This is a genomic window from Sphingomonas sp. M1A8_2b, assembly GCF_053345535.1.
The window spans coordinates 21,925-41,784 of the sequence record NZ_JBKFAH010000002.1; the positions used below are offsets into that span (position 1 = coordinate 21,925).

Genomic DNA, 19,860 nt, shown 5'->3' on the forward strand with positions numbered 1-19,860 from the left:
ATTTGGTAAACGGGGAAGGACGCGAATGTCCGGCTATGGATCTGGCTGGAAGCCGGAGGGCAGGGCGTGTCCGCCCAAAGTTGGTCGTTGGAGGCGGCCTTTGTGCTTCCCGATTGCCGCCGTTCGTTCGTCAAGGCATCATAGCGACATGGCCTTCCACACCAAACTGACGCTTATTGTCATGACAGTGATTCTTGCCGGTTGCGGCCCGGTGACGGCCGTAAGGAACGATACGAAGGCAAGTGTTTACATTGACTTTGTATTACCACAGGTTCCGCGTCCACCATCGCCGCAAAAGTTAGTTCCCGGCGATGTCTACAGCGGCCCGTGGTCGCCAAAACAGGCAGGCACTCTTTATCTGGGAGGTAGCCCGGACCGTCTTCGACAGTTCCCCGTCGCGACGCTCTGTAACATCGAAAAGCGAAGTTGCGATCTGCACGTTTCGCAGCTGACAGCCTCGTCCGGGAACGGCAGCTAACCTCCCCATTTCGCTTTCGCCCAATAGCAGACGGACGATCGCTGTGACATACTACAGACTCTGTGTTTCGAGGTGCCGCCATGATTCATATAATTCTTTTTGCGCTTTCAGCGATAACTTCGACCGTTCCCGTAGAGCTTCAAGGAACCTATGCTGATGCGCTTGGATCATGTAAGTCAGGAAACTCCATTTATATCTGTGAAAACAATATTGAATGGAGTGGCAGGACCGATCGCGTAGTCTTCGCCGAGCGGCTGACCCCATCTTCTGCACATTTGTTTATCGAGAGGTCGAATGCGGGTCGGGGCAGCGTTGAGTTACACTTCGAGATACAAGGTGACCACAGCGAGCACATGATCGTAATCGACCACCTCAGCGACGCCGACGACATCGCCGCACGCGGAAGACCAACCCCAGACAAGTCCGTGATCGGCTTCTATCAGCGCTGCGAGAGCGGTAAACACCGATAGGCTGTTCGTCCGCTTTCCTTCCCATTCCGGCCATCCCGCTTTACGCCCAATAGCGGACGTGCGCGGGCCTCAGTTCAGTTCCCGATTGCGGACGTTGGCCGGACGGTGCAGCCTTGCGGTATGCAGCATGGTTCAATCGTCGCATTCTTATCGGGCACACTCTCTCCGGAAAGCCTCGCCGCAGAGATTGGGCCGGAGGTCGTGCGCTTTAGAGCGGCCTTATTGGCAACTGCGGAGGGTCGTATTCAGGTCACTGATGGACCGCTCTTTGTGGTCACAAAGGAAGGTGCGCGGCGCTTGCTTGAGGCGGTAGCGGACGAGCGACTGCCCTTTGATGCAGCGAATTACCTCGCGGACTGCATCGTCATGAACGACGACTTCGATTATGCAAACGAAGCTGTAAGAGACGCGGTTTTCTTTATTGAGGACGATTCTGGGCGGTTTGCCACGGGCGAAGATAATTGGCGACCCACACGGGCGGAGACGTTGGCCGCGTTGGCGCTCCTCGATTGAACGGCAGCTTTTTCTGGTCCGCCGCCGAAAGCCGCTGGTCCGCTTTCCTTCCCATTCACGACATCCATGACGGACGATCATGCGCAAAGCGCAGTCAGCGCGGGGATGAACAAATGTCTGAAGTTGGGGAGCGGGGAAGGGGGCACGAATGTCCGCTTGTGGGTCCTGTCAGCCTCGCTTTGCCGTGCAGGCCCGCCAAAAGAAGACATTCCCCGGTCCTACTGCGCTCGACAACTCGAGATATTCACCCACTTCAACCGAGCCGTCTCTTGCCGCAATAGGCAGGGGGAGCGACGCTCCTCACTTCGGCCTGTAGTGAAGCAGGGTAAGGCACGGGCGCGCCACTCCACGGCAAGGACGATCCTTCCCAAATATCCTTGCGGCTGGTTAATTGTCCGACATATTCTGGTCTTTAAGGGAACCTGCAAACTCGCCGGCCCCGTGGTGATTGGATGGACCCAAATGAATCTGGCACTTCGCTTCTTGCTGCTCATGATTGCGGGTGCCCCCCTCATTGGGTGGCACTCTTCGGACCTTGCGGTAATCTCCGACACCGACCGCGGGCAGGGCGCGGACGATATCCGCAAGGGCTTCGTCACTCGCAGGGCGCCCGCCACGCTGCTGCCGCTGTCGGCTTATGTCTTCGTCTACTTCACGGGCAATACGATCGACGGCGAGAAGCTGCGCTTCGCGATCTCCGATGGCAACAATGCCTTGCGATGGAAGACGTTGAACGAGGCCCAGCCGATCCTGGAATCGACCGAGGGCACGCGAGGTCTCCGCGATCCGTTCATCATGCGCTCGGCAGAAGGTGACCGTTTCTTCCTGCTCGCTACCGATCTTTCGACCGGTCGCACCGGCTGGGGCGGGGCGACCGACCACGGCAGCCGCCATCTGGAAATTTGGGAATCGACCGACCTGATCCACTGGGGCAAGCAGCGCCACGTTCGCGTGAACGTGCCTGCCGCGGGCATGACCTGGGCACCAGAGGCCACCTATGATCCTACCATTGGCGCCTACGTCGTCTATTGGACGTCGACGCTCTACAAGGATGCCGCGCACAAGCGCGAGGACGGCGACGGGCCGCAGATCCTGACTGCGACGACCCGGGATTTCAGAACCTTCACCGCCCCGAAGCCGTGGTTGAAAGCGGCGGACGTTCCGGGAGCGGTAAAGGCCAAGGGTATGATTGACGCCACCGTCATGAAAGTTGATGAGCAATATTATCGCTTCACCAAAGTCAGTGACGCCAGCGGGTGCAAGTCGAGCGATATCCTGGCTCAGGTCTCCCCGTCGCTGCGCGCGCCCGCTGCCTCGGGCGCGTGGAAGATCGTCGATCGCTGCGTTGGCCGGCGCTCCGGCACACCGGAGGTGGAGGGGCCGAGCGCGTTTGTCGCCAATCCGGGCGACACCAGCGGATTCAAGTACTTCCTGTGGGTCGATGACTATGGCGGCGTCGGCTACATCCCGCTGGCGACGAATGATCTCAGCGGCAAGATCGCCTGGACTTACCCGCGCGCGTTCAGCCTGCCAGCATCGCCGCGGCACGGCACGGTCATGGCGATCACTGCGTCGGAACGTGACAGGCTCGTCGCGTACTGGAACCGCCGCGCGCCCGCGCCCGCGCCCGTCGCCGATAGCTGGGTTGTTCCTCCAGTGCTGGCATCGGGTACGCGCTTGCCTGTCCCAGATGGCCATCTGGTCACATGGCGCGTCGGCGGCCGCGCGCTGCCCGGCGGCGTTCTCGTCAACCGTGACGCGACGGCGCGCATCGTCCATCTCGACGGAACGCCGAAGCGTCTGGACGGAACGACGCTCGCCAAGCACTTCACCGTCCGCCTGCTCGGCACCGCGTCGGGCCGCCTCAAGTCCTATGCGCGCGCGCCGACGACCGTGCACGACGCGAACCAGCCCACCGTGGCGCGGAGCGTTCACCTAGCGCTCACCGGCACTGACGGCGGCACCGTCCTGCTGAACGACGATTACGGCGTCCTGTTCGCGCGCGGCAATTATGTTGGGGTGGATCGCGTCGCGCTACGCGGGGTTGCCGACCCGTCATTGTTCTACTTCGCCGACGGGGCGCTCGGCGTTATTGCGACGCGTGTCGACATGGCCGGCACGCCAGATCCCGATCCCACCGCGACGATCGTCTTCCGCAGCGGTTTGAAGCACCCGGGCGACTTCGTCGAACTGGGCTCTCTTGACCTGCACACCGCCGATGGCGTCGCAAAGCCGCACGCGCGCTACGATTCCGCCGCCCGCCGCTACGTCCTATCGTGGACCGATCGCTCCGGGCAGCCGCGCTGGACGACAGCCGCCGATCTAACGCGCACCGAGTGGCGCGACGCGCCCTTCGAGCCCGGCGGTCGTCGTCAGCAGATCGTCTCGGCCGGCAACGTCGGCAACGCCCGCGAAGGCCGCATCGTTACCACCGATGACGATACGCTCCCGATCGATGCCACCCTAGCCACCGTGCTCACCCAACGCTTTGGTCGCACCGTCAACACCACCGCCGCGGTAGCGCCGCAGGTAATCGCCGCTCGCCAAGCCGCGGGGCTACGCGATGCACGTGCGACGCTAGGGTACTCCGACGGCTCCACTGCCTCCCGCGCCGTCGACTGGGACGCTGCCGACCTTGCGCGCCTTACACATCCAGGCCGCTACGTCGTCCACGGCACCGTCCGTCAGCGCAGCTATCCGGCGATCTTCGCCTATAATCGCGCCGATCCCGATATCTATCGCTGGGAGCGCAACGGCCGCGTCCGCTACCTCTTCGTCGCGACCGACGACACGAACAACGACAATGTCGGCTCCGCGCACCTGCCCATCCGGGTCGCCAGCACGATCATCGACCTCGCCGATGACAATGGCGGCCGGGCGCGCGAGGTCGACTTGCTCAACCGCCGCACCCGCCGCGACCGCACCGCGGAGGGCCGCGTCATCGCCGGCTGCTATTGGGCGCCAGAGCTGCACGAGATTGGCGGCAAGCTCTCGATCCTGTTTGCGCCCTGCTTCAACCCGAGGGACAACGCATCGAACGAAGGCGGCGCGTGGTTCACCGTCGAATCCCATATCATGCAATTGCGCGACGATGGCGACCCCGCCAATCCTGCCGACTGGTCGAGACCCGCGGCGATCCGCAAGGCCGACGGCGCCCCGCTCGGCCGCGCCGAGATGCCGAGCAACATCAGTCTCGACATGTCCTATGTCGAAGTCGCTGGTCAGAGTTATTACCTGTGGTCGCAACGTTATCTACCGACCGCTGGAGCGCTGGGCGACCCGCTGACGTGGATCGCCAAGGTCGACCCAAAGCATCCGACGCGCCTTGCCAGTCAGCCGGCCCCGATCATCGCGCCCGAGACCTCGGTCGAAGAGAACCTTGCCGAAGGCGCGTTTGCGCTCCAGCACGACGGTCGGCTGACGCTCGTCTATTCCAGTTCCGGGGTGAGCCCGACCTATGTCGTCAACGGCGTCTCCGCGCCGCTGGACGCCGATCTGACCACAATGTCTTCATGGCGCAAGTGGCCGGCACCGCTCCAGAAAAGCATGCCGATGCCCGCAGGAGTCACCGATTATCGCCGCTACGAACAGGGACCGGGCCACGGTGCCTTCACCACTGACGAGGACGGCAATGACCTCTACGTCTATCACAGTTGGGGCAATGGCGTCGGCGGTGACGGCCGAGATGCGCGCGTGCGCCGCACGCACTGGAGCGTGGACGGCCGACCGCTGCTCGACATGACTGCCAACGAGGAAGTCGCCCCCGTTAATCGTCGCGTCACGATGAACGTCACAATCCGCTGACGCTTGCTGATGAATACAATGCGGCGCTAACCGCCGATGGCGAACTATCTTGCAGAACCGAATGCAGCTTGTCCGTTACCCTCCCCATTCAAACGTAATCAGCAGCGGATGAGGTATATGCAATCAAGGTGAACGAATGGCGGAAGTCGGGAGGCGGGGAAGGGCACCTGAACGTCCAGTCGTGGGTCACTCCAGCCCGCGGTTGTGAGAGGCGCGAAGGAGGCTGCCCGCTGCGACGAGCGCGGTCATCGTCCGCAGCAGTTCCTCGGCGGGCGTGACGCCGTCCCAGACATGCACCCAGTACAGGTCGATGAAGTCCGTCCGAAGTCGGCGCAGCGAGCCTTCGACGGAGGCGAATATGTGGCGCGCGCCATTGCCGCCCGCGTGATAGCCGCGGCCGGTCGCAAATCCCGATTTCGTCGCGATCACCAGCCGGTCGCGCGACGATTGCGCGGTGACGAAACTGCCGACCATCTCTTCCGATCGCCCGCCTGCGTAGACGTCGGCGGTGTCGATGAAATTGCCGCCCAGATCGGTGTAGCGGTCGAACACCGCGCGGCTGCCGCTCTCGTCCAGCCCCCATCGCGGCGTGCCGAAGGTCATCGTGCCGAGCGCTAGCGGGCTAACGAGAAGGCCGGAGCGGCCGAGCGGGCGATATGTGTCGAGGTTCATGGTGGCATCCTGCAGTGTGTCGCCCCAGATGGACGCCGGACGGCGCGAGGATTAGATCATCTGCGGCGCATGGGTTGCTGAAGGATGTTCAGGAATGGATCGTGATCTCTGGTCCGGTCTCGCGGTGTTCGAAACGATCGTCGAGGCTGGCAGCTTCGCGCGAGCGGCGACGCGGCTTGGATTGTCGGCCTCTGCGCTCAGCCATGCGATGCGATCGCTGGAGACGAAACTGGGTGTGCGGCTGCTCGACCGTACCACCCGCTCGCTGGCGCCGACGCCTGCGGGCGAGGAACTGCTGGTGCGGTTGAGACCGGCGATAGCCTCGGTCGCGGGCGCGCTGGCCGACCTGGACAACGCCCGCGAACGACCGGCGGGGCGTATTCGGGTCAGCGCGCATCGGGTCGCGGCGATCTACGTTATCCTGCCGCGGCTGGCGGACTTTGCACGTGCCTATCCCGACATCGCCGTCGAACTGGTCGTCGACGACGGACTAGTCGACATCGTCGCCGACCGTTCCGATTGCGGGGTCCGGCACGCGCAGACGCTGCAGGCCGACATGATATCTGTCCGGATCAGCGCGCCGGTGCCTCTCGTCTTCGTTGCCGCTCCGGCCTACCTCGCCGATCATCCGGCTCCGCTCGATCCCGACGATCTCGTGGCGCATCGTTGCCTGTGTTACCGATACACGTCGTCCGGCGTCGTCCACCGTTGGGAATTCGAGCGGGACGGCCGGACGTCGGAACGGTCGGTCCGCGGCGACTTCATCACCAACGACATCGATGTGATGCGCGACGCCGCCGTGGCAGGGCTAGGGGTGGCGTGCCTGCCGCTGCCGCACGCCGCGCTGCAACTGGCCCACGGTACGCTGGTCGAAGTGCTGGCCGGTTGGGCACCGACGTTACCCCCGAACCACCTCTACTATCCCAGCCGACGTCAACCGACTGCGGCCTTCCAGGCCTTCGTGACGGCGATGCGCGTGTGATCGCCAGCGTGCTTTGGCGAGGATGAAAGCGGTGATGTTCAACATGTACGTTGGGCGCTCGGTGGGGGACGTTGGCATCAACCTTGGAAGGCGCAGGCGCTTATGAATGAGTGTCTGAAGTTGGAAAGCGTGGAAGGGCGCGCGGATGGCCGGCTATGGGTCATTGCGCAGTTTTTGACAGATCGGAGCGGGACTGGGCGGGCTCGACTAGTAACAGGAAGGCTATTGCCGGGGTATCTCTAACCGCTTTCCACGAGTCAACCGAGGTATTCTGGCATATCAAAACGAGTAGGAGAATGGTTCATTATGAAGCCTAGTTCGGTTATTACAGCCTCAGCCGCAAATGTCATTAACTATCTACAACCTAAAGTTTCTCTCCCGAGCCAAACATCGGTCTTGTAAATTTGTGAACTTCGAATGTAATATAATTCAAGACAGTAGGCGGGGCGTAAATGACTACAGGATCAGCCAAGCGAGCGAACGGCAGATCTTGTCCCCGGCCCGCCATATGGGGCGCGGCATTCACCGGCGTCATTCTGCTATCCACCGCCGCAACGGCACAGGTTTCATCGCCCGCCGATCAGGAACAGGCGCGTATCCGCGCACAGCAGCAGGCAGCGGAACGCGCGGCGCGGGAGGCGGCGCCGGTCGCGACGATCGAGCGCGCCGCACCTGCGCCGCTGGGGCCTTTCCCGGTGGAGGCCAGCTGCTTCACGGTGCGCGATATCGTTGTCGAGAATGCCGGACGCGGCAAGCTGCGATGGGTGTCGGGGTTCGTCGCGCAGTATCGCGGGCGGTGCGTCGGGACCGCTGGTCTCGATTACATCATCCGCAGCCTGCAGGGCGCGTTCATCGAGCGTGGTCTGGTGACGACGCGCGCGGGCCTGCCCGAACAGGATCTGGCCAGCGGCACGCTGCGCATCGTCGTGGTGCCAGGCGTCGTCGAGGATATCCGGGTCAACAAGACAGGCAGAACCAAGGCATGGGGCCGTGCGACGCCGGTCGGACGCGGCGATCTGCTCCATCTGCGTGCGCTCGAACAGGGGCTGGAGCAGATGCGCAGCGTTCCCGGTCGAGCCGTCGCGGTCGACATCGTGCCGGGGGACGCGCCGGGCCAGTCGGTTCTCGACGTCACGGTAGATCAGGCGCGGCCGATCGCCGGATCGCTGTCGATCAACAACTTCGCCGGCGAACGGGTCGGCCGCTACCAAGGCTCGGCGCAGATCGCCGAACTGGGGCAGCTGGGCTTTTCGGAGGTTATCAGCGCCTATTACAACCGCCGAACGGATTCGCCGGGCGTGCCCGCCGACAGCCGCGGCATCGGTGGCTCGATTTCCGTGCCCGCCGGGTGGTGGACGTTCAACGCGAGCGGCTCTGCCAACCGCTATAGCCAGACCGTCGTTGGCGAAGTCAGCAGCTTCGGCACGCGTGGCACACTCGACCGGGTCGCGATCGGCGCCGAGCGGGTTCTCTACCGCAATCAGACGGCGAAGGATTCGATCAGTTTCGGGCTGGCGCGGCGATGGGGTCGTAACTTCATCAACGACGTCGAGATCGGCATCCAGCGGCAGGATCTCACCGATCTCGAAGTGCGGCTGATCGACCGCCGCACATTCGGCGCTGCGCGCTTCGACGGATCGGTGGGCGTCCGGTTCGGCCTTGGCATCCTCGGCGCGCAGAAGCAGCCGGACGATCGGCCCGATGCGCTGCCGAGCGCTCGCTACAGGATCGTCAGCGCCGACTTCGGACTGTTCGTGCCTTTGGGCCAAGGCTTCATCGACGGGTATCGTGCCGAGTTTCATGGGCAGGTCAGCGACCGAAACCTGTTCGGCTCCGACCTCATCCAGATTGGTGGTCCGTACACGATCCGCGGCCTGGATACCGATACGGCGGAACTGGGGCGTGACGGCTTCTATCTCCGCCAGGAACTGGGCGCCAAAATCACCGATGGGTTCCGTCCGTATGTCCTGTTCGACATGGGCGAGGTCCGCAAGGGGACCGGCGCGCGCGGCGGCGCTGGCCTCGGGCTGAGGGCGCGGCGTGGACCTTTCTTCGTCGACGTCTTCGGGGCGCGTCCGGTGTTCGGCCGCCAGATCCCCAATCGCAACCGCGTTCGGTTCGGCCTTTCCGCCGGTGTAGGATTTTGAGCATGACCAAGCTGACCTTCGCCGTGCTGCGTCGCCGGATGCGTTCGGCCAGCGCGCTGTCGCCGCTGGGCGGCGGCGCGGGGCTCGCGGCGCTGCTGCTGGTCGCGACGGTGCCGGCCCGCGGGCAGGATGGCGCACCGCCGGCGGCCAATCCGGTCGTCCCGGTGCCCGGCGGTGCGACGCATCTCGATTACGGCGCGAACGGCGTGCCAGTGGTCAAGATCGCGACGCCGGACGCCAGAGGGACGAGCTACAACCGCTATCAGGCGTTCAACGTCGATGCGCGCGGCGTGGTGCTGAACAACAGCGACAAGATCGTCCAGAGCCGGCTCGCAGGCTATATCGACGGCAACTCGCAGCTGAAGGCGTCGGGCGGGGCGTCGCTGATCATCAACGAGGTAGTCGCCGCCAATCCGTCGAGCCTGCGCGGCTATATTGAGGTTGCCGGCAAAACGGCCGACCTGGTGCTCGCCAATCCCTACGGCATCGCGTGCAACGGTTGCGGCTTCGTCAACGCGCCGCGCGTGACGCTGGCGGCGGCACAACCCCTGGTAGACGGCGCCGGCGCGCTCAGCGGATTCCGGACGGCGACCGGCACGATCGACGTGTCCGGCAGCGGGCTCGACGCGACGAACGCGCGGCTCGACCTGTTCGCGCGCGCCGTCTCGATCAACGCCGGCCTCTATGCGGATACCGTGACCGCGAGTCTGGGCGCAGGCGACATCACGCGCGACGGCGACATCGTCGTGGTCGGGCAGCGCACTGCAGCGCAGCCGAACCAGCCCGCCTTCGCGCTCGACGTGGCGGCGCTCGGCGGGATGTATGCGCGGTCGATCAAGCTGATCGGCACCGAGCGCGGGCTTGGCGTCAACGTCGCGGGCGATCTCGCGGGCCTCGAACAGGGCGTGACGCTGTCGTTCGACGGCAGGATATCGGTGCCCGGCGCGATCACGGCGAAGACCACCGTCGCGATCGAGACCGCCGGTGTGCTCGACGTCGCCGGCCAGATCTACGGCGAAGGCACGACGACTCTCAAAGGCGCCAGCCTGACAGGCAACGGCCTGATCGGCAGCGGCGGCGATCTCACGGTCACGGCCGGCGCGCTAAGCAGCAGCGGCACGCTCGCCGCCGGTCTGACCCGCGACGGCCGCATTACGCAAGCCGGGACGTTGCGGCTCGATGTCGGCGGCACGGCGGCGCTGACGGGACGGGTGCTGGCGCGCGATGCCGTGTCGCTGACGGCCGGCAGCATCGTCAATCACGGGCTCGCCAGCGGCGGGACGCTAACGTTGCGGACCACGACGCTCGACAACAGCGGCGGCATGATCGACGCGCGGACGGCGCTAGACGCGCAGGCTGGCGCGGTCGGTAATATCGGCGGTGTTATCCAGTCCGGCGGCGCGCTGGCACTGACCGGCAGCAGCCTGGCGAACGATCGTGGCGCGGTGCTGGCGCTCGGCAGCGATACACTGACGCTGGGCTTCACCGGCGTGATCAGTGCCAGCGGTGGGCAGATCGGCGGCAACGGCGATGTGTCGGTCAGGGCGGGCGCTCTCGGCATCGACGGCGTGGCGGGCAGCATTACGGCGAGCAAGGCGCTCGGTCTGAATGTCGACGGCGATTTTGCGATCACCGGCAAGGGGCTGGTTGCGGGCGGCGGTGCGACGACGGCCAATGTCGGCGGCGCGCTCGGCGTTACCGAAGGCGGCTTGCAGGGCGGCAGTGCACTGATCGTGCGCGCAGGTTCGGTCACGATCGGCAGCGGTGGCCAAATCAGCGGTGGCAGCGTGACCGCCGACACGATCGGTGCGGCGACGAACGCCGGCCTGATCGCGAGCGCAGGACGGGTCGACCTGACCGCAGCCACGCTGACGAACACCGGCACGATTTCGGGCAATGGCGGCACGAGCCTGAAGGCCGCAGGGCTGGTCGCGCAGGACGGTCTGGTCGCGTCCGACGGCGCTATCGACATCAATGCAGGAGCTTTCACCTCGCGCGGCGGCACGGTCGAAGCGGGTAGTGCGCTTGACGTCACGGCAGGATCGGTGACGCTCGATCGCGCCAGCCTGACCGCGCTCGGATCGGGCGCACTGACGCTGGCGAGCCGGGGCGCGTTGACCGCAGTGGGGTCGCGCCTCGGCGGCAATGGCGCCGTCACTATCGGCGCCACGACGCTGGCTTTCACCGACAGTCGGATCACCGCGCTAGGTGCGCTCGCGCTCGATGCTACGGCGGGTGATCTTGCATTCGGCAGTGGTGCGACGATCGAGAATGGCGGCGACCTGACGCTGACCGCGACGGGCACGCTGAGCCACGCCGCCGACATCGTCGGTCGCGGACAGAATCTGACGCTAGGCGCTGCGAAGATCGACAACCACGGCGGTGCTATCCTGCATCTCGGCACCGGCACGCTCGCGCTGTCGGGCAACGATGCGATCGACAACAGCGGCGGTCGGATCGCGACCAATGGCGCGCTGTCACTGATCGCCGGCACGTTCTCCAATACCGGTGGGACGCTCACCTCGGCGAGCGGGGCCGGGCTGACGATCGCCAGCGATCTGGCCAATGAGAATGGCCTGATCGCCGCAGGCGGCGGCTTCACGCTTCGGGCCGGTGCGACCCGCAACGTCGGAGGATCGATCGAGGCCGCCGGCCCGCTGGACGTGCGTCTTGCCGCGCTCGACGGCGGCACGCTCGTCGCGACCGGTTCAGCTGGAACGCTGGCGCTCGACGTCCGCGATGCGATCAGCGGTTCGGTCCTGGTCGGCGCCACCACGGATGCGATGGTCACCGCGAGTTCGCTCAACCTTGCCAGCGGTTCACGCCTGACGGCGGGCGGCACGCTGAGGGTCGACGCACGCGACGGCGACATTGCGCTTGCGGGGGGCACGCTGGATTCCGCAAAGCTCTCGCTGACCGCAGTGCGCGCTATTGTCACGGGCAATGGCGGGCTGATCCAGTCCACCGGGGCGACGACGATCGCGGCGGGCTCGCTGACCACGACCGGCGGCCGTGTCGTAGCGGGTGGCAAGCTCGACGTAAACGCGAGCGCGCTGGATAATCGCAACGGCTTGCTGGCATCCGGCAGCGATGGTGCAACCTTCACGGCCACTACGCTGACCAACGATCGCGGCACGCTCGGCGGTGACGGATCGGTCGTCTTGACGGCGACGAGCGTCGACAATGGCGCCGGCACACTCGCGGCTGCCGGCGATCTGACGCTGTCCACCGCAAGCCTGATCAACGCCACCGGCGGGCAGATCTGGGCGGACCGCAACGCGCGGGTGACCGCAACGGGGACGCTCGTCAACCGCGGGAGCATCGCCGCGTCACGTGACCTGACCGTAAAGGCCGGTGCGCTCGACGGCGGCAACGGAGCTGGTGCGGGCACGCTCGCCGGGGGTAGGCTGCTCGACATCACCTCGGGCGGTGGCACGTTCGGTCGGCTGGTCGCACCGACCGCGCTGACGCTTGGCATAGCAGGCGATCTGACCAACGCCGCCGGCGAGACGATCGCGACGCCGGGGGTACTGACGCTCAACATCGGCGGCAGCTTCACCAACGCGGGCACGCTGCACGGCGGCACCGCGATCGGAATCGCCACGGGGGGATCGATCGCGAACCAGGCCAGCGGCACGATCGTCGCGCCGACGCTGACGTTGACGGCCGGAACGACGCTGGAGAACCAAGGGCTTATCAACGGCAGTGTGGTGACCATGAGCGCCGCACAGATCGCCAACGGTGGCGCGATCTTCGGTGACACCGTCGCGCTGTCCGGCACGGGCGGCATCGTCAACGCGGGCGACAGCGCGGTGATCGCGACGCGGGGCGGACTCCTGGCGCTCGCGAGCGGCGGCGACATCGTCAACCGCGACGGCGGGCTGCTCTACAGTCTCGGCAATCTGGTCGTCACCGGCGTCGGCGGCACTGGTCGGGCAGGCTCGCTCCAGAACCTGTCCTCGGACATTCAGGCACAGGGCAGCATCGCGGTCGCCGCTACCCGCCTGCTCAACGATCGCAGCGTGTTCACGACCGAGGAGGCGCTGCTCTCCACGCGGCACGTGGAGGACGAGGATCGGCGCGACCGCGAGCACCGCACGGTCACCGAGTTCGACGAGACGATCAACGACACGCGCGTCACGGCTGACAGCGGTGCGGCTCGTATCATCGGCGGGAACATCGGCATCGACGCCGCCAGCGTCGTCAACCACCTTTCCACGATAAGCGCATCGGGCAATCTGAACGTCGGCGCCGCAACGGTGACGAACACGGCCTTCACCGGCTACAACACCACGACGCAGATCGGCACGATCAAGGATGAGAAGCGCAACTGCTTCCTGTTCTTCTGCGGCGACTGGGACACGCGCTCGACGACCCCGTTCACGAGCGTCGACGCGTTCCCGACCTTCACCATTCCCTCGACCATCACAGCGGCGGGCACGCTGACGATCGACGCGGTAAGCATTGACAATCTCGTCCTGGTTCCGGGTGGTGGCACCGCCGACATTTTCGCCGCGAGCGCGCGGCCCGGTGCCGTGACGGCTGGTGGTGCCGTTGCCGTCGTGACCCCGGGCGCGGTCGTCGCGCCGGGCAGCGCGCCTGGCGTGATCGCCGGCACAGCGATCGATCCGACCTTTGGGTTCGCGGTGAAGCCGCCCACCGACCGCGCGAGCGGCGGTGCAGGCAACGCGACGCTCGATCTGGGCGGACTGTTCCAGTTCGCGGGCGCGACTTCGCAGGTGCTGGTCCAGGCGGACCCCCGGTTCACCAATTACGACACCTTCCTGTCGAGCGACTATTTCCTCGACAAGCTGGGCTATGATCCGTCGCGCGTGCAGCGCCGGCTCGGCGACGGGCTCTACGAGCAGCAACTGATCGCGAACCAGCTCGTCGCGCTGGTCGGCGCGCAGCGGCTGGTTGGCTATGGCGACAACCAGGGCCAGTATCGCGCGCTGCTCGATGCGGGCGCCACGTTCGCAAAGACCTACAATCTGGCGCTCGGCGTATCCCTCTCGCCGACGCAGATGGCGACGTTGACCAGCGACATCGTGCTGCTCGTCGAAACCACCGTGCAGACGCCGTCAGGACCGCAGAGGGTGCTTGCGCCACGCGTCTACCTGACCAAGGCGGCCGCCGGCGATCTGACCAGTGGCGGCGCGATCATCGCCGGACGCGATATCCAGCTGCGTGCGTCGGACTCGCTGACCAACTCCGGCGTAGTCCGGGCGAGCGCCAGCGGAACGCTGGTCGGCGGCACGATCGTCAACAGCGGTCGGCTCGATCTCGGCAGCCGTGGCATCGTCTCCGCGACCGGCGACCTGATCGACCGGGGCGGTGCGATCACCGGCGGCGACCTGACGCTGGCGGCGGGTCGCGATCTGACGCTGGCCCCGGTCGCGACGACGCGCACCGTGGCCACGCGCTATTATGCCGGACGCGCGGACCAGCAGGTCTCGCTGACGACCACCACGACCAATCGCGGCAGCGATATCGCGGCGACCGGGAACCTCGATCTGCTGGCTGGGCGTACGCTGTCCGTCACCGGCGCGAGCGCGGCGGCAGGGGGCAATCTGGTCGCCTCGGCGGGTCAGAACATCGCGATCGGCAGCGCGACCGACAGGGGCACGGCGTTCGCGATCGGCCGCGAGGGCAAGACGCAGTTCAAGCAGACCCAGACCGAACGCGGCAATGTCCTTTCGGATCTGAATGCGGGCGGCGACGTCACGCTTGCGACGCCTGGAGCGTTGACGGTGAACGGCGGCACGATCACGGCTGGCCGGGCGCTTACGGTGGACGCGGGCAGTATCGGCGTGACCGGCGTCGTCGACAGCACTCAGCTCCAGCGCGATACGCGGAAGAAGACCGGCGGCTTCCTGTCCTCCACCAAGACCACAACCACCTACGACGGCACCGACCAGAGCGTCGTCGCCTCGACGCTTTTGGGCGACACGGTCGCGCTGCGCAGCACGGGCGACACGCGGATCGCTGGCTCCAACGTGGTCGCCGACAACGGCGTATCGATCGCCGCGGGCGGCGCGATCGACGTCGGCACGCTGACCGCGACCGACACCGAGCAACAGTCGACGCGGGTCAAGAAGAGCGGACTGTCGATCGGCAGCGGCGGGCTGTTCCTCGGCGTCGCCAAGAACCGCAACGACGTAAACACCACCAGCATCACGAACACAGGCTCGCTGATCGGAACGACCGCCGGCAACGTGACGATCGATGCGGGCCGCGAGCTAACCGTAACCGGATCGACCGTCGTCAGCCCCGGCACGACGACGCTCGCCGGCCAGAGCGTCACGGTCCAGAACGCCACCGACACGCTAGTCACCAAGAACAATGCGAAATCGTCTTCGGTCGGCCTGACGATCGGCGTATCGAGCCCGCTGGTAGACGGCCCGCTCACGGTCGAGCGAATGGGCACGATCGCTTCGGCGACACCCAACTCGCGCGTCGCAACAGTTGCTGGCATGGCCGGCGGGCTTGCCATCAAGAACACGGCCGATGCCGCCAAGGACGTTGCCGGCACCATCTCCAGCGGCACTGGCAGCCTAGGGGTGACCGCATCGGCAAGTCTGGGCATCTCGTCGAGCCGCTCATCGACCGCAGAGCGCGACGAGACGACGGTGGCGAGCAGTATCGCTGGTAACGACGTGAATCTCGTCGCGCGCGGTGCCGGCGCGCAGTCGACCGTGACCGTCGTAGGTTCGGACGTCACCGCCGCCCGCGATCTGGCGATCGCCGCCGACGGCGCGATCACCGCGCGCAGCGCGGTCGAGCGCGACGCCGTATCGGGGTCGAACAAGTCGTCGGGGGCCTCGATCGGCGTCTCGGTCGGACCATCGCTGAAGGGCGGCAATTTCGACGTGGGGGTGCCATCGCTGAACCTGGGATTTAAGAGTGCCAGCGGCAGTTTTTCCGGCGAACAGGTTGCCAATCGCGAGGCGACACTGACTGCCGGCGGCACCGCGCGCGTCACCACCCCGGGTGCGTTGGCGCTCGACGGGGCGACGCTTGCTGGTGACCGCGTGCTGGTCGATGCGGGAAGCCTCGCGATCACCAGCCGTCAGGACATCGCAACCTATGCCGAGCGGAACAAGAGCGCCGGCGTCAGCGTCTCGATAACGCCTACGGGCCAGGTCTCGGGTTCGCTCAACCTCGGTTCGGGCAAGCAAGCCGGCGTTTTCGCCAGCGTGCGCGAGCAGGCGGGAATCTTCGCCGGCAACGGCGGTTACGACTTGCGCATCAAGGGCGCGACCGATCTGACCGGCGCGGTGATCGCGAGCACCGCGCAAGCGGACCGCAACATCCTGACGACGGGCAGCCTGACCGCGACCGACATCGCCAACCGCGAAAGCTACCGCGCGTCGCAGACCAATCTTGGCATCGGGATCGGTGCGAACCTCAGCAAGGACCGCACTGGGAGCATCAACACCAGCGGCGACGGCACCAAGCTGCCGGGGATCAGCACCCCGCTGGGTACTCTTGGCGTGGCTCCGCCGATCGCGATGAGTGCCGACGGCAGCCAGTCCTCGGTAACGCGCAGCGCGATCGCCCCGGGCGTCATCGCAATCACCGGCGGTGAACCCGCAAGCGTGGCGGCAGCGGCTGCGATCAGCCGCGACACGGTCGGCGCAAACGCTGGCGCGCTGACGGCAGAGTATACCAACGCCAAGCGCGCCGAGATCGCGCAAGGATTCGAAGCGACACGCCAACTGACGACCGAGGTGGGCACGTTCTTCGCCAACCGAGCGGCCGATCAAAGGAGAGCCGAGCAGGACGCGGCCGCAGCAGGGATCAAGCGTGACCCGGCGACGGGCGAAGCTCTTCGCGATGGCCAGGGGCGGCTCATCGCTCTTAACAACGTTGCGCAAGGCTATGTCGACAAGGCCGGAAACTTGCAGCGCGACTTCGGTGCAGGCAGTGCGACGCGCCTGGTGGCGACCGCACTCAGCGGTGCTGCGGGCAGCAACGTGACTGGCTCGCTCGGCGGACTGGTCCAGGCAAGCGCGGTCAACGCGTTGCAGGGGCTGGCGGTCAGTCAGGTAAAGCAGATCGCGGACAGCCTCTACATTAACGGCCGGCCGACCGCGGGCAGTGAGGGCGTGCGTTCCGCGTTGCAGGCCGTGGTCGGGTGTCCGGGCGGTAGCGCAGGAGGATCAGGCGGCTGTGGCGCTGCGGCTACCGGCGCGGCGGCAAGCGTGGTTGCCAACTATCTGCTGACGCGATTTGTGGATCCGTCGCCGCAGATCGACCCGGCGACCGGGCGTCCTTCGTCGCGCTCGCTCGAGGACCAGCAGGCGCGTACAGATCTGGTCGCGACCATTGCGACAGTGATCGCGTCACAGGCGGGGCTTGATCCGCAATCCGCAGCGACTGCCGCGACGCTCGAGTCCCAAAACAACGACCTCGTCGCGCGCAAGGGCGTCTTAGACAATCAGCGGATTTCCTGCACTGCCAACGAGTCGCTGTGTGCGAACGCCATTCCGTTCGAGCAGTGGGCTACGCAGCCCGCGGGGTCACCCGATCGGAAGGAATATGACGAGGTCCGCGCAGTCCTTGGGTTGCAGGGTACGCCCCAGCAAATCGCCGATGTTCTCAAGGCGGTCTATTGGGGCGCCGTGCCCTATTCCGACGCGCTCGTATACATCAAGCGCGGCGACAACTGGGAGGAGGCTTCCCGCGCCTGGAGCGCGAACAAGGCGCTAGGCGAGGGCGGCGTCTTCAGCCCCGAGCATACCGAGAACTGGGCAAGCTACACCGTCGCAGCGAACGACACGCTGCAGACGATCCTGGCGCGAACGCCGGGCGCGTCGCTCAGCGATATCATGGTGCTCAACCGCACGATCGATCCCAATCAGCTGGCCGTCGGAGAGCAGCTTCGCGTGCCGAGCCAGCGCTACGTCGACGACAACGCGCGCGCGAAGCTCGAGTATGTCCGCCTCAGTCATTATCTCCAAACCTCGGGCGGGAAGATGCCCGATGGCTGGGCCCCTGCGTTCGAGGGCGAAGACAAGCAGGTCGCTAAGCTCAATGCCCCACAGGCGGAATTTGCCAACGCATGGATCCAGGCGAACAAGCGCGAACAGGCAGCGGCGATCGCAGTCGTAACGCGTTCGGCAACCGCAGCAGCCGCCTCGTCGTCTACTCCGGATGCCGCGCGGACGACCAACGGCGTAGCGCTCGATGCCCGGCTGCCCGACCCGGTGGCGGGGCTGGACTATACGCCCAAGACGTTGAACAGCCCGAATAGCAACATCGCCAATTCGCATGTCAACGGATACACCGAAGAACTCAAGCTCGCCAATCGTGTCGCCGCCCTACCGGGAGAGACGGTGTTGCGGTATGGCGATATGGTTGGAACGCGTGGTGCCGACATCGTTTCGGTGAACGCTGATGGCACAGTGGCATTATGGGATAACAAATACAGGACTGCGGTATCGATGATCGGTCCATCGCCCACGTTTACGCCGAACTCTGCTCGCTTGAACAATGCCATTGATCAAGCGACGGTGGCGATCAACTCGTCCGATCTTTCCCCGGCGTTGAGGGTCAAGGCGCTAAGCAATCTGCAGTCAGGTAATTTTGTCACCAATACTCCTGGATCGGGTGGCCTTAGGAATTCGGTTCAAGTCAGATATTGCTCAGGTAAGGTGTGCGGAAAGTAGAATGGCAAGGTTGGACTTGGCGAGAGACCGGGCGCGGGCGCTTGAAAACATAGAGGTCTACCGGGCGCTGCAGCCTGAGCAGGGGCAGCCGCGCGGCAACTTTGGCATCGGTAGAGTGGGGTTCTTCATCTCGTGCGCGCTGGTGGGTTACGCCGATCAGGCGCGGCCTCTCCTTGTCGAAGGGCGTAGCTGGATCGACGATGCGTTGACGCACGGGGAAGATTTCGGGGACGGTTCGGGTCTGCACCTCGCGCATCTCCACCAGGCCAAGGCTCTGGCGGATTGGCTGGAAGACGGAACGCTCGGAGGTCCCAGCTGGGACGCCGCCCGGACAAGCTTTGAGACCGCATGGAGGATGCGTACCCCAGCATGGTCGCGGCAGGAAATCGTGACCGATGGCCTGGACGATTACATGGCGTTCGCGATTCTTGGCGATGGCGAGCCAGGCCTTGACGTTGAGGGGTACGAGGCGGCCTTGTCGATGTATGAGTCGTTCATGGGCTCCGATCCCGTCGTGCTGGGCAAGCGACCAAAGCCCCGCGAGCTGGGCTATGCCATATGCGCGCATTATGCTCGCCAAGACTACGAGCCGGAGCAACTCGTCTCGGCGGGACACCGGATGCTGCGCGGCTATCTGGCGGAGGAATGGTTGGGCATGGGGCAATACATTCGCGCGGCCACTTGGTTGATGGCGCTGAACTGGCATGGTGCGACATACTTGCGGCAGCCTGCCGAACAGCCGATTGCCCTCGACGCGCTGCTGGCTGCGTATGATGACATGAACGGGGTCGTTCAGCCTGAATAGGAGAACGACGCCGGTTGACGGAACTCATAGGAGGTCTTTCAGACTAATGCGCCGGTCGTTGGGGGCTGACGGGTAGGGGGAAGAATTCCTGGCGATCATCAGAGAGCAGGACGGCTCGACGCATGCCGAACGCCAGAGCATGTTGGAACCTTCCGTCAGTGTACGATACTCGCCGGCAGCCGTCGTCGACTGCGCCGGCAGTCCGGCGGGCGGACCGGGCAGTCGTAGTGCGGCGGCACTGTGCGCCTCGGTGAGCGTGGTGCTCAACAACCGCTCGACGCGGTAGCCGAACTGCAGCTCGGAGACCGCGATTGTGAA

General features: G+C 65.4%; 9 protein-coding genes. 7 read left to right on the forward strand and 2 right to left on the reverse strand.

Going from position 1 to position 19,860, the window contains the following annotated elements:
• Positions 1–795: 795 nt before the first annotated feature.
• Positions 796–942 carry a hypothetical protein gene (locus tag ACLBWL_RS08545; protein ID WP_447792121.1) on the reverse strand — a complete coding sequence of 49 codons (147 nt, stop codon included), beginning with the start codon at positions 940–942 and terminating at the stop codon, positions 796–798.
• A 126-nt stretch (positions 943–1,068) separates the two neighbouring features.
• Between ACLBWL_RS08545 and ACLBWL_RS08550 the strand changes: the two genes are divergently transcribed.
• Both ACLBWL_RS08550 and ACLBWL_RS08555 read left to right on the forward strand, forming a co-directional pair.
• Positions 1,069–1,461, forward strand: a complete 393-nt coding sequence (locus ACLBWL_RS08550) for a hypothetical protein (RefSeq protein ID WP_447792123.1) — start codon at positions 1,069–1,071, stop codon at positions 1,459–1,461.
• A gap of 66 nt (positions 1,462–1,527) precedes the next feature.
• Positions 1,528–5,265, forward strand: a complete 3,738-nt coding sequence (locus ACLBWL_RS08555) for a family 43 glycosylhydrolase (protein ID WP_447792125.1) — start codon at positions 1,528–1,530, stop codon at positions 5,263–5,265.
• A gap of 186 nt (positions 5,266–5,451) precedes the next feature.
• Here ACLBWL_RS08555 and ACLBWL_RS08560 read toward each other — a convergent pair whose 3' ends face one another.
• Complete coding sequence (locus ACLBWL_RS08560) at positions 5,452–5,937, reverse strand: aldo/keto reductase (protein WP_447792126.1); 486 nt, start codon at positions 5,935–5,937, stop codon at positions 5,452–5,454.
• Between the two features lie 94 nt (positions 5,938–6,031).
• Between ACLBWL_RS08560 and ACLBWL_RS08565 the strand changes: the two genes are divergently transcribed.
• The 5 genes from ACLBWL_RS08565 to ACLBWL_RS08585 all read left to right on the forward strand — a co-directional run bounded on the left by ACLBWL_RS08565 (position 6,032) and on the right by ACLBWL_RS08585 (position 19,828).
• Positions 6,032–6,919 carry a LysR family transcriptional regulator gene (locus tag ACLBWL_RS08565; RefSeq protein ID WP_121884518.1) on the forward strand — a complete coding sequence of 296 codons (888 nt, stop codon included), beginning with the start codon at positions 6,032–6,034 and terminating at the stop codon, positions 6,917–6,919.
• Positions 6,920–7,371: 452 nt separating this feature from the next.
• Positions 7,372–9,066 (forward strand): ShlB/FhaC/HecB family hemolysin secretion/activation protein, encoded by a 1,695-nt coding sequence (locus tag ACLBWL_RS08570; protein WP_447792128.1) that lies wholly within the window; start codon positions 7,372–7,374, stop codon positions 9,064–9,066.
• A gap of 2 nt (positions 9,067–9,068) precedes the next feature.
• On the forward strand, positions 9,069–18,737 hold the full coding sequence (locus tag ACLBWL_RS08575) for a two-partner secretion domain-containing protein (RefSeq protein ID WP_447792130.1): 9,669 nt from the start codon (positions 9,069–9,071) through the stop codon (positions 18,735–18,737).
• Position 18,738: 1 nt separating this feature from the next.
• Positions 18,739–19,542 carry a hypothetical protein gene (locus ACLBWL_RS08580; RefSeq protein WP_447792132.1) on the forward strand — a complete coding sequence of 268 codons (804 nt, stop codon included), beginning with the start codon at positions 18,739–18,741 and terminating at the stop codon, positions 19,540–19,542.
• Between the two features lie 139 nt (positions 19,543–19,681).
• Positions 19,682–19,828 (forward strand): hypothetical protein, encoded by a 147-nt coding sequence (locus tag ACLBWL_RS08585; RefSeq protein ID WP_447792134.1) that lies wholly within the window; start codon positions 19,682–19,684, stop codon positions 19,826–19,828.
• The last annotated feature ends 32 nt before the right edge of the window (positions 19,829–19,860 follow it).

Coding starts and splice junctions, on each gene's coding strand:
- ACLBWL_RS08550 (WP_447792123.1), top strand. CDS start 1,069: ATGCAGCATGGTTCAATCGTCGCATTCTTATCGGGCACACTCTCTCCG.
- ACLBWL_RS08555 (WP_447792125.1), top strand. CDS start 1,528: ATGACGGACGATCATGCGCAAAGCGCAGTCAGCGCGGGGATGAACAAA.
- ACLBWL_RS08560 (WP_447792126.1), bottom strand. CDS start 5,937: ATGAACCTCGACACATATCGCCCGCTCGGCCGCTCCGGCCTTCTCGTT.
- ACLBWL_RS08565 (WP_121884518.1), top strand. CDS start 6,032: ATGGATCGTGATCTCTGGTCCGGTCTCGCGGTGTTCGAAACGATCGTC.
- ACLBWL_RS08570 (WP_447792128.1), top strand. CDS start 7,372: ATGACTACAGGATCAGCCAAGCGAGCGAACGGCAGATCTTGTCCCCGG.
- ACLBWL_RS08575 (WP_447792130.1), top strand. CDS start 9,069: ATGACCAAGCTGACCTTCGCCGTGCTGCGTCGCCGGATGCGTTCGGCC.
- ACLBWL_RS08580 (WP_447792132.1), top strand. CDS start 18,739: ATGGCAAGGTTGGACTTGGCGAGAGACCGGGCGCGGGCGCTTGAAAAC.
- ACLBWL_RS08585 (WP_447792134.1), top strand. CDS start 19,682: ATGTTGGAACCTTCCGTCAGTGTACGATACTCGCCGGCAGCCGTCGTC.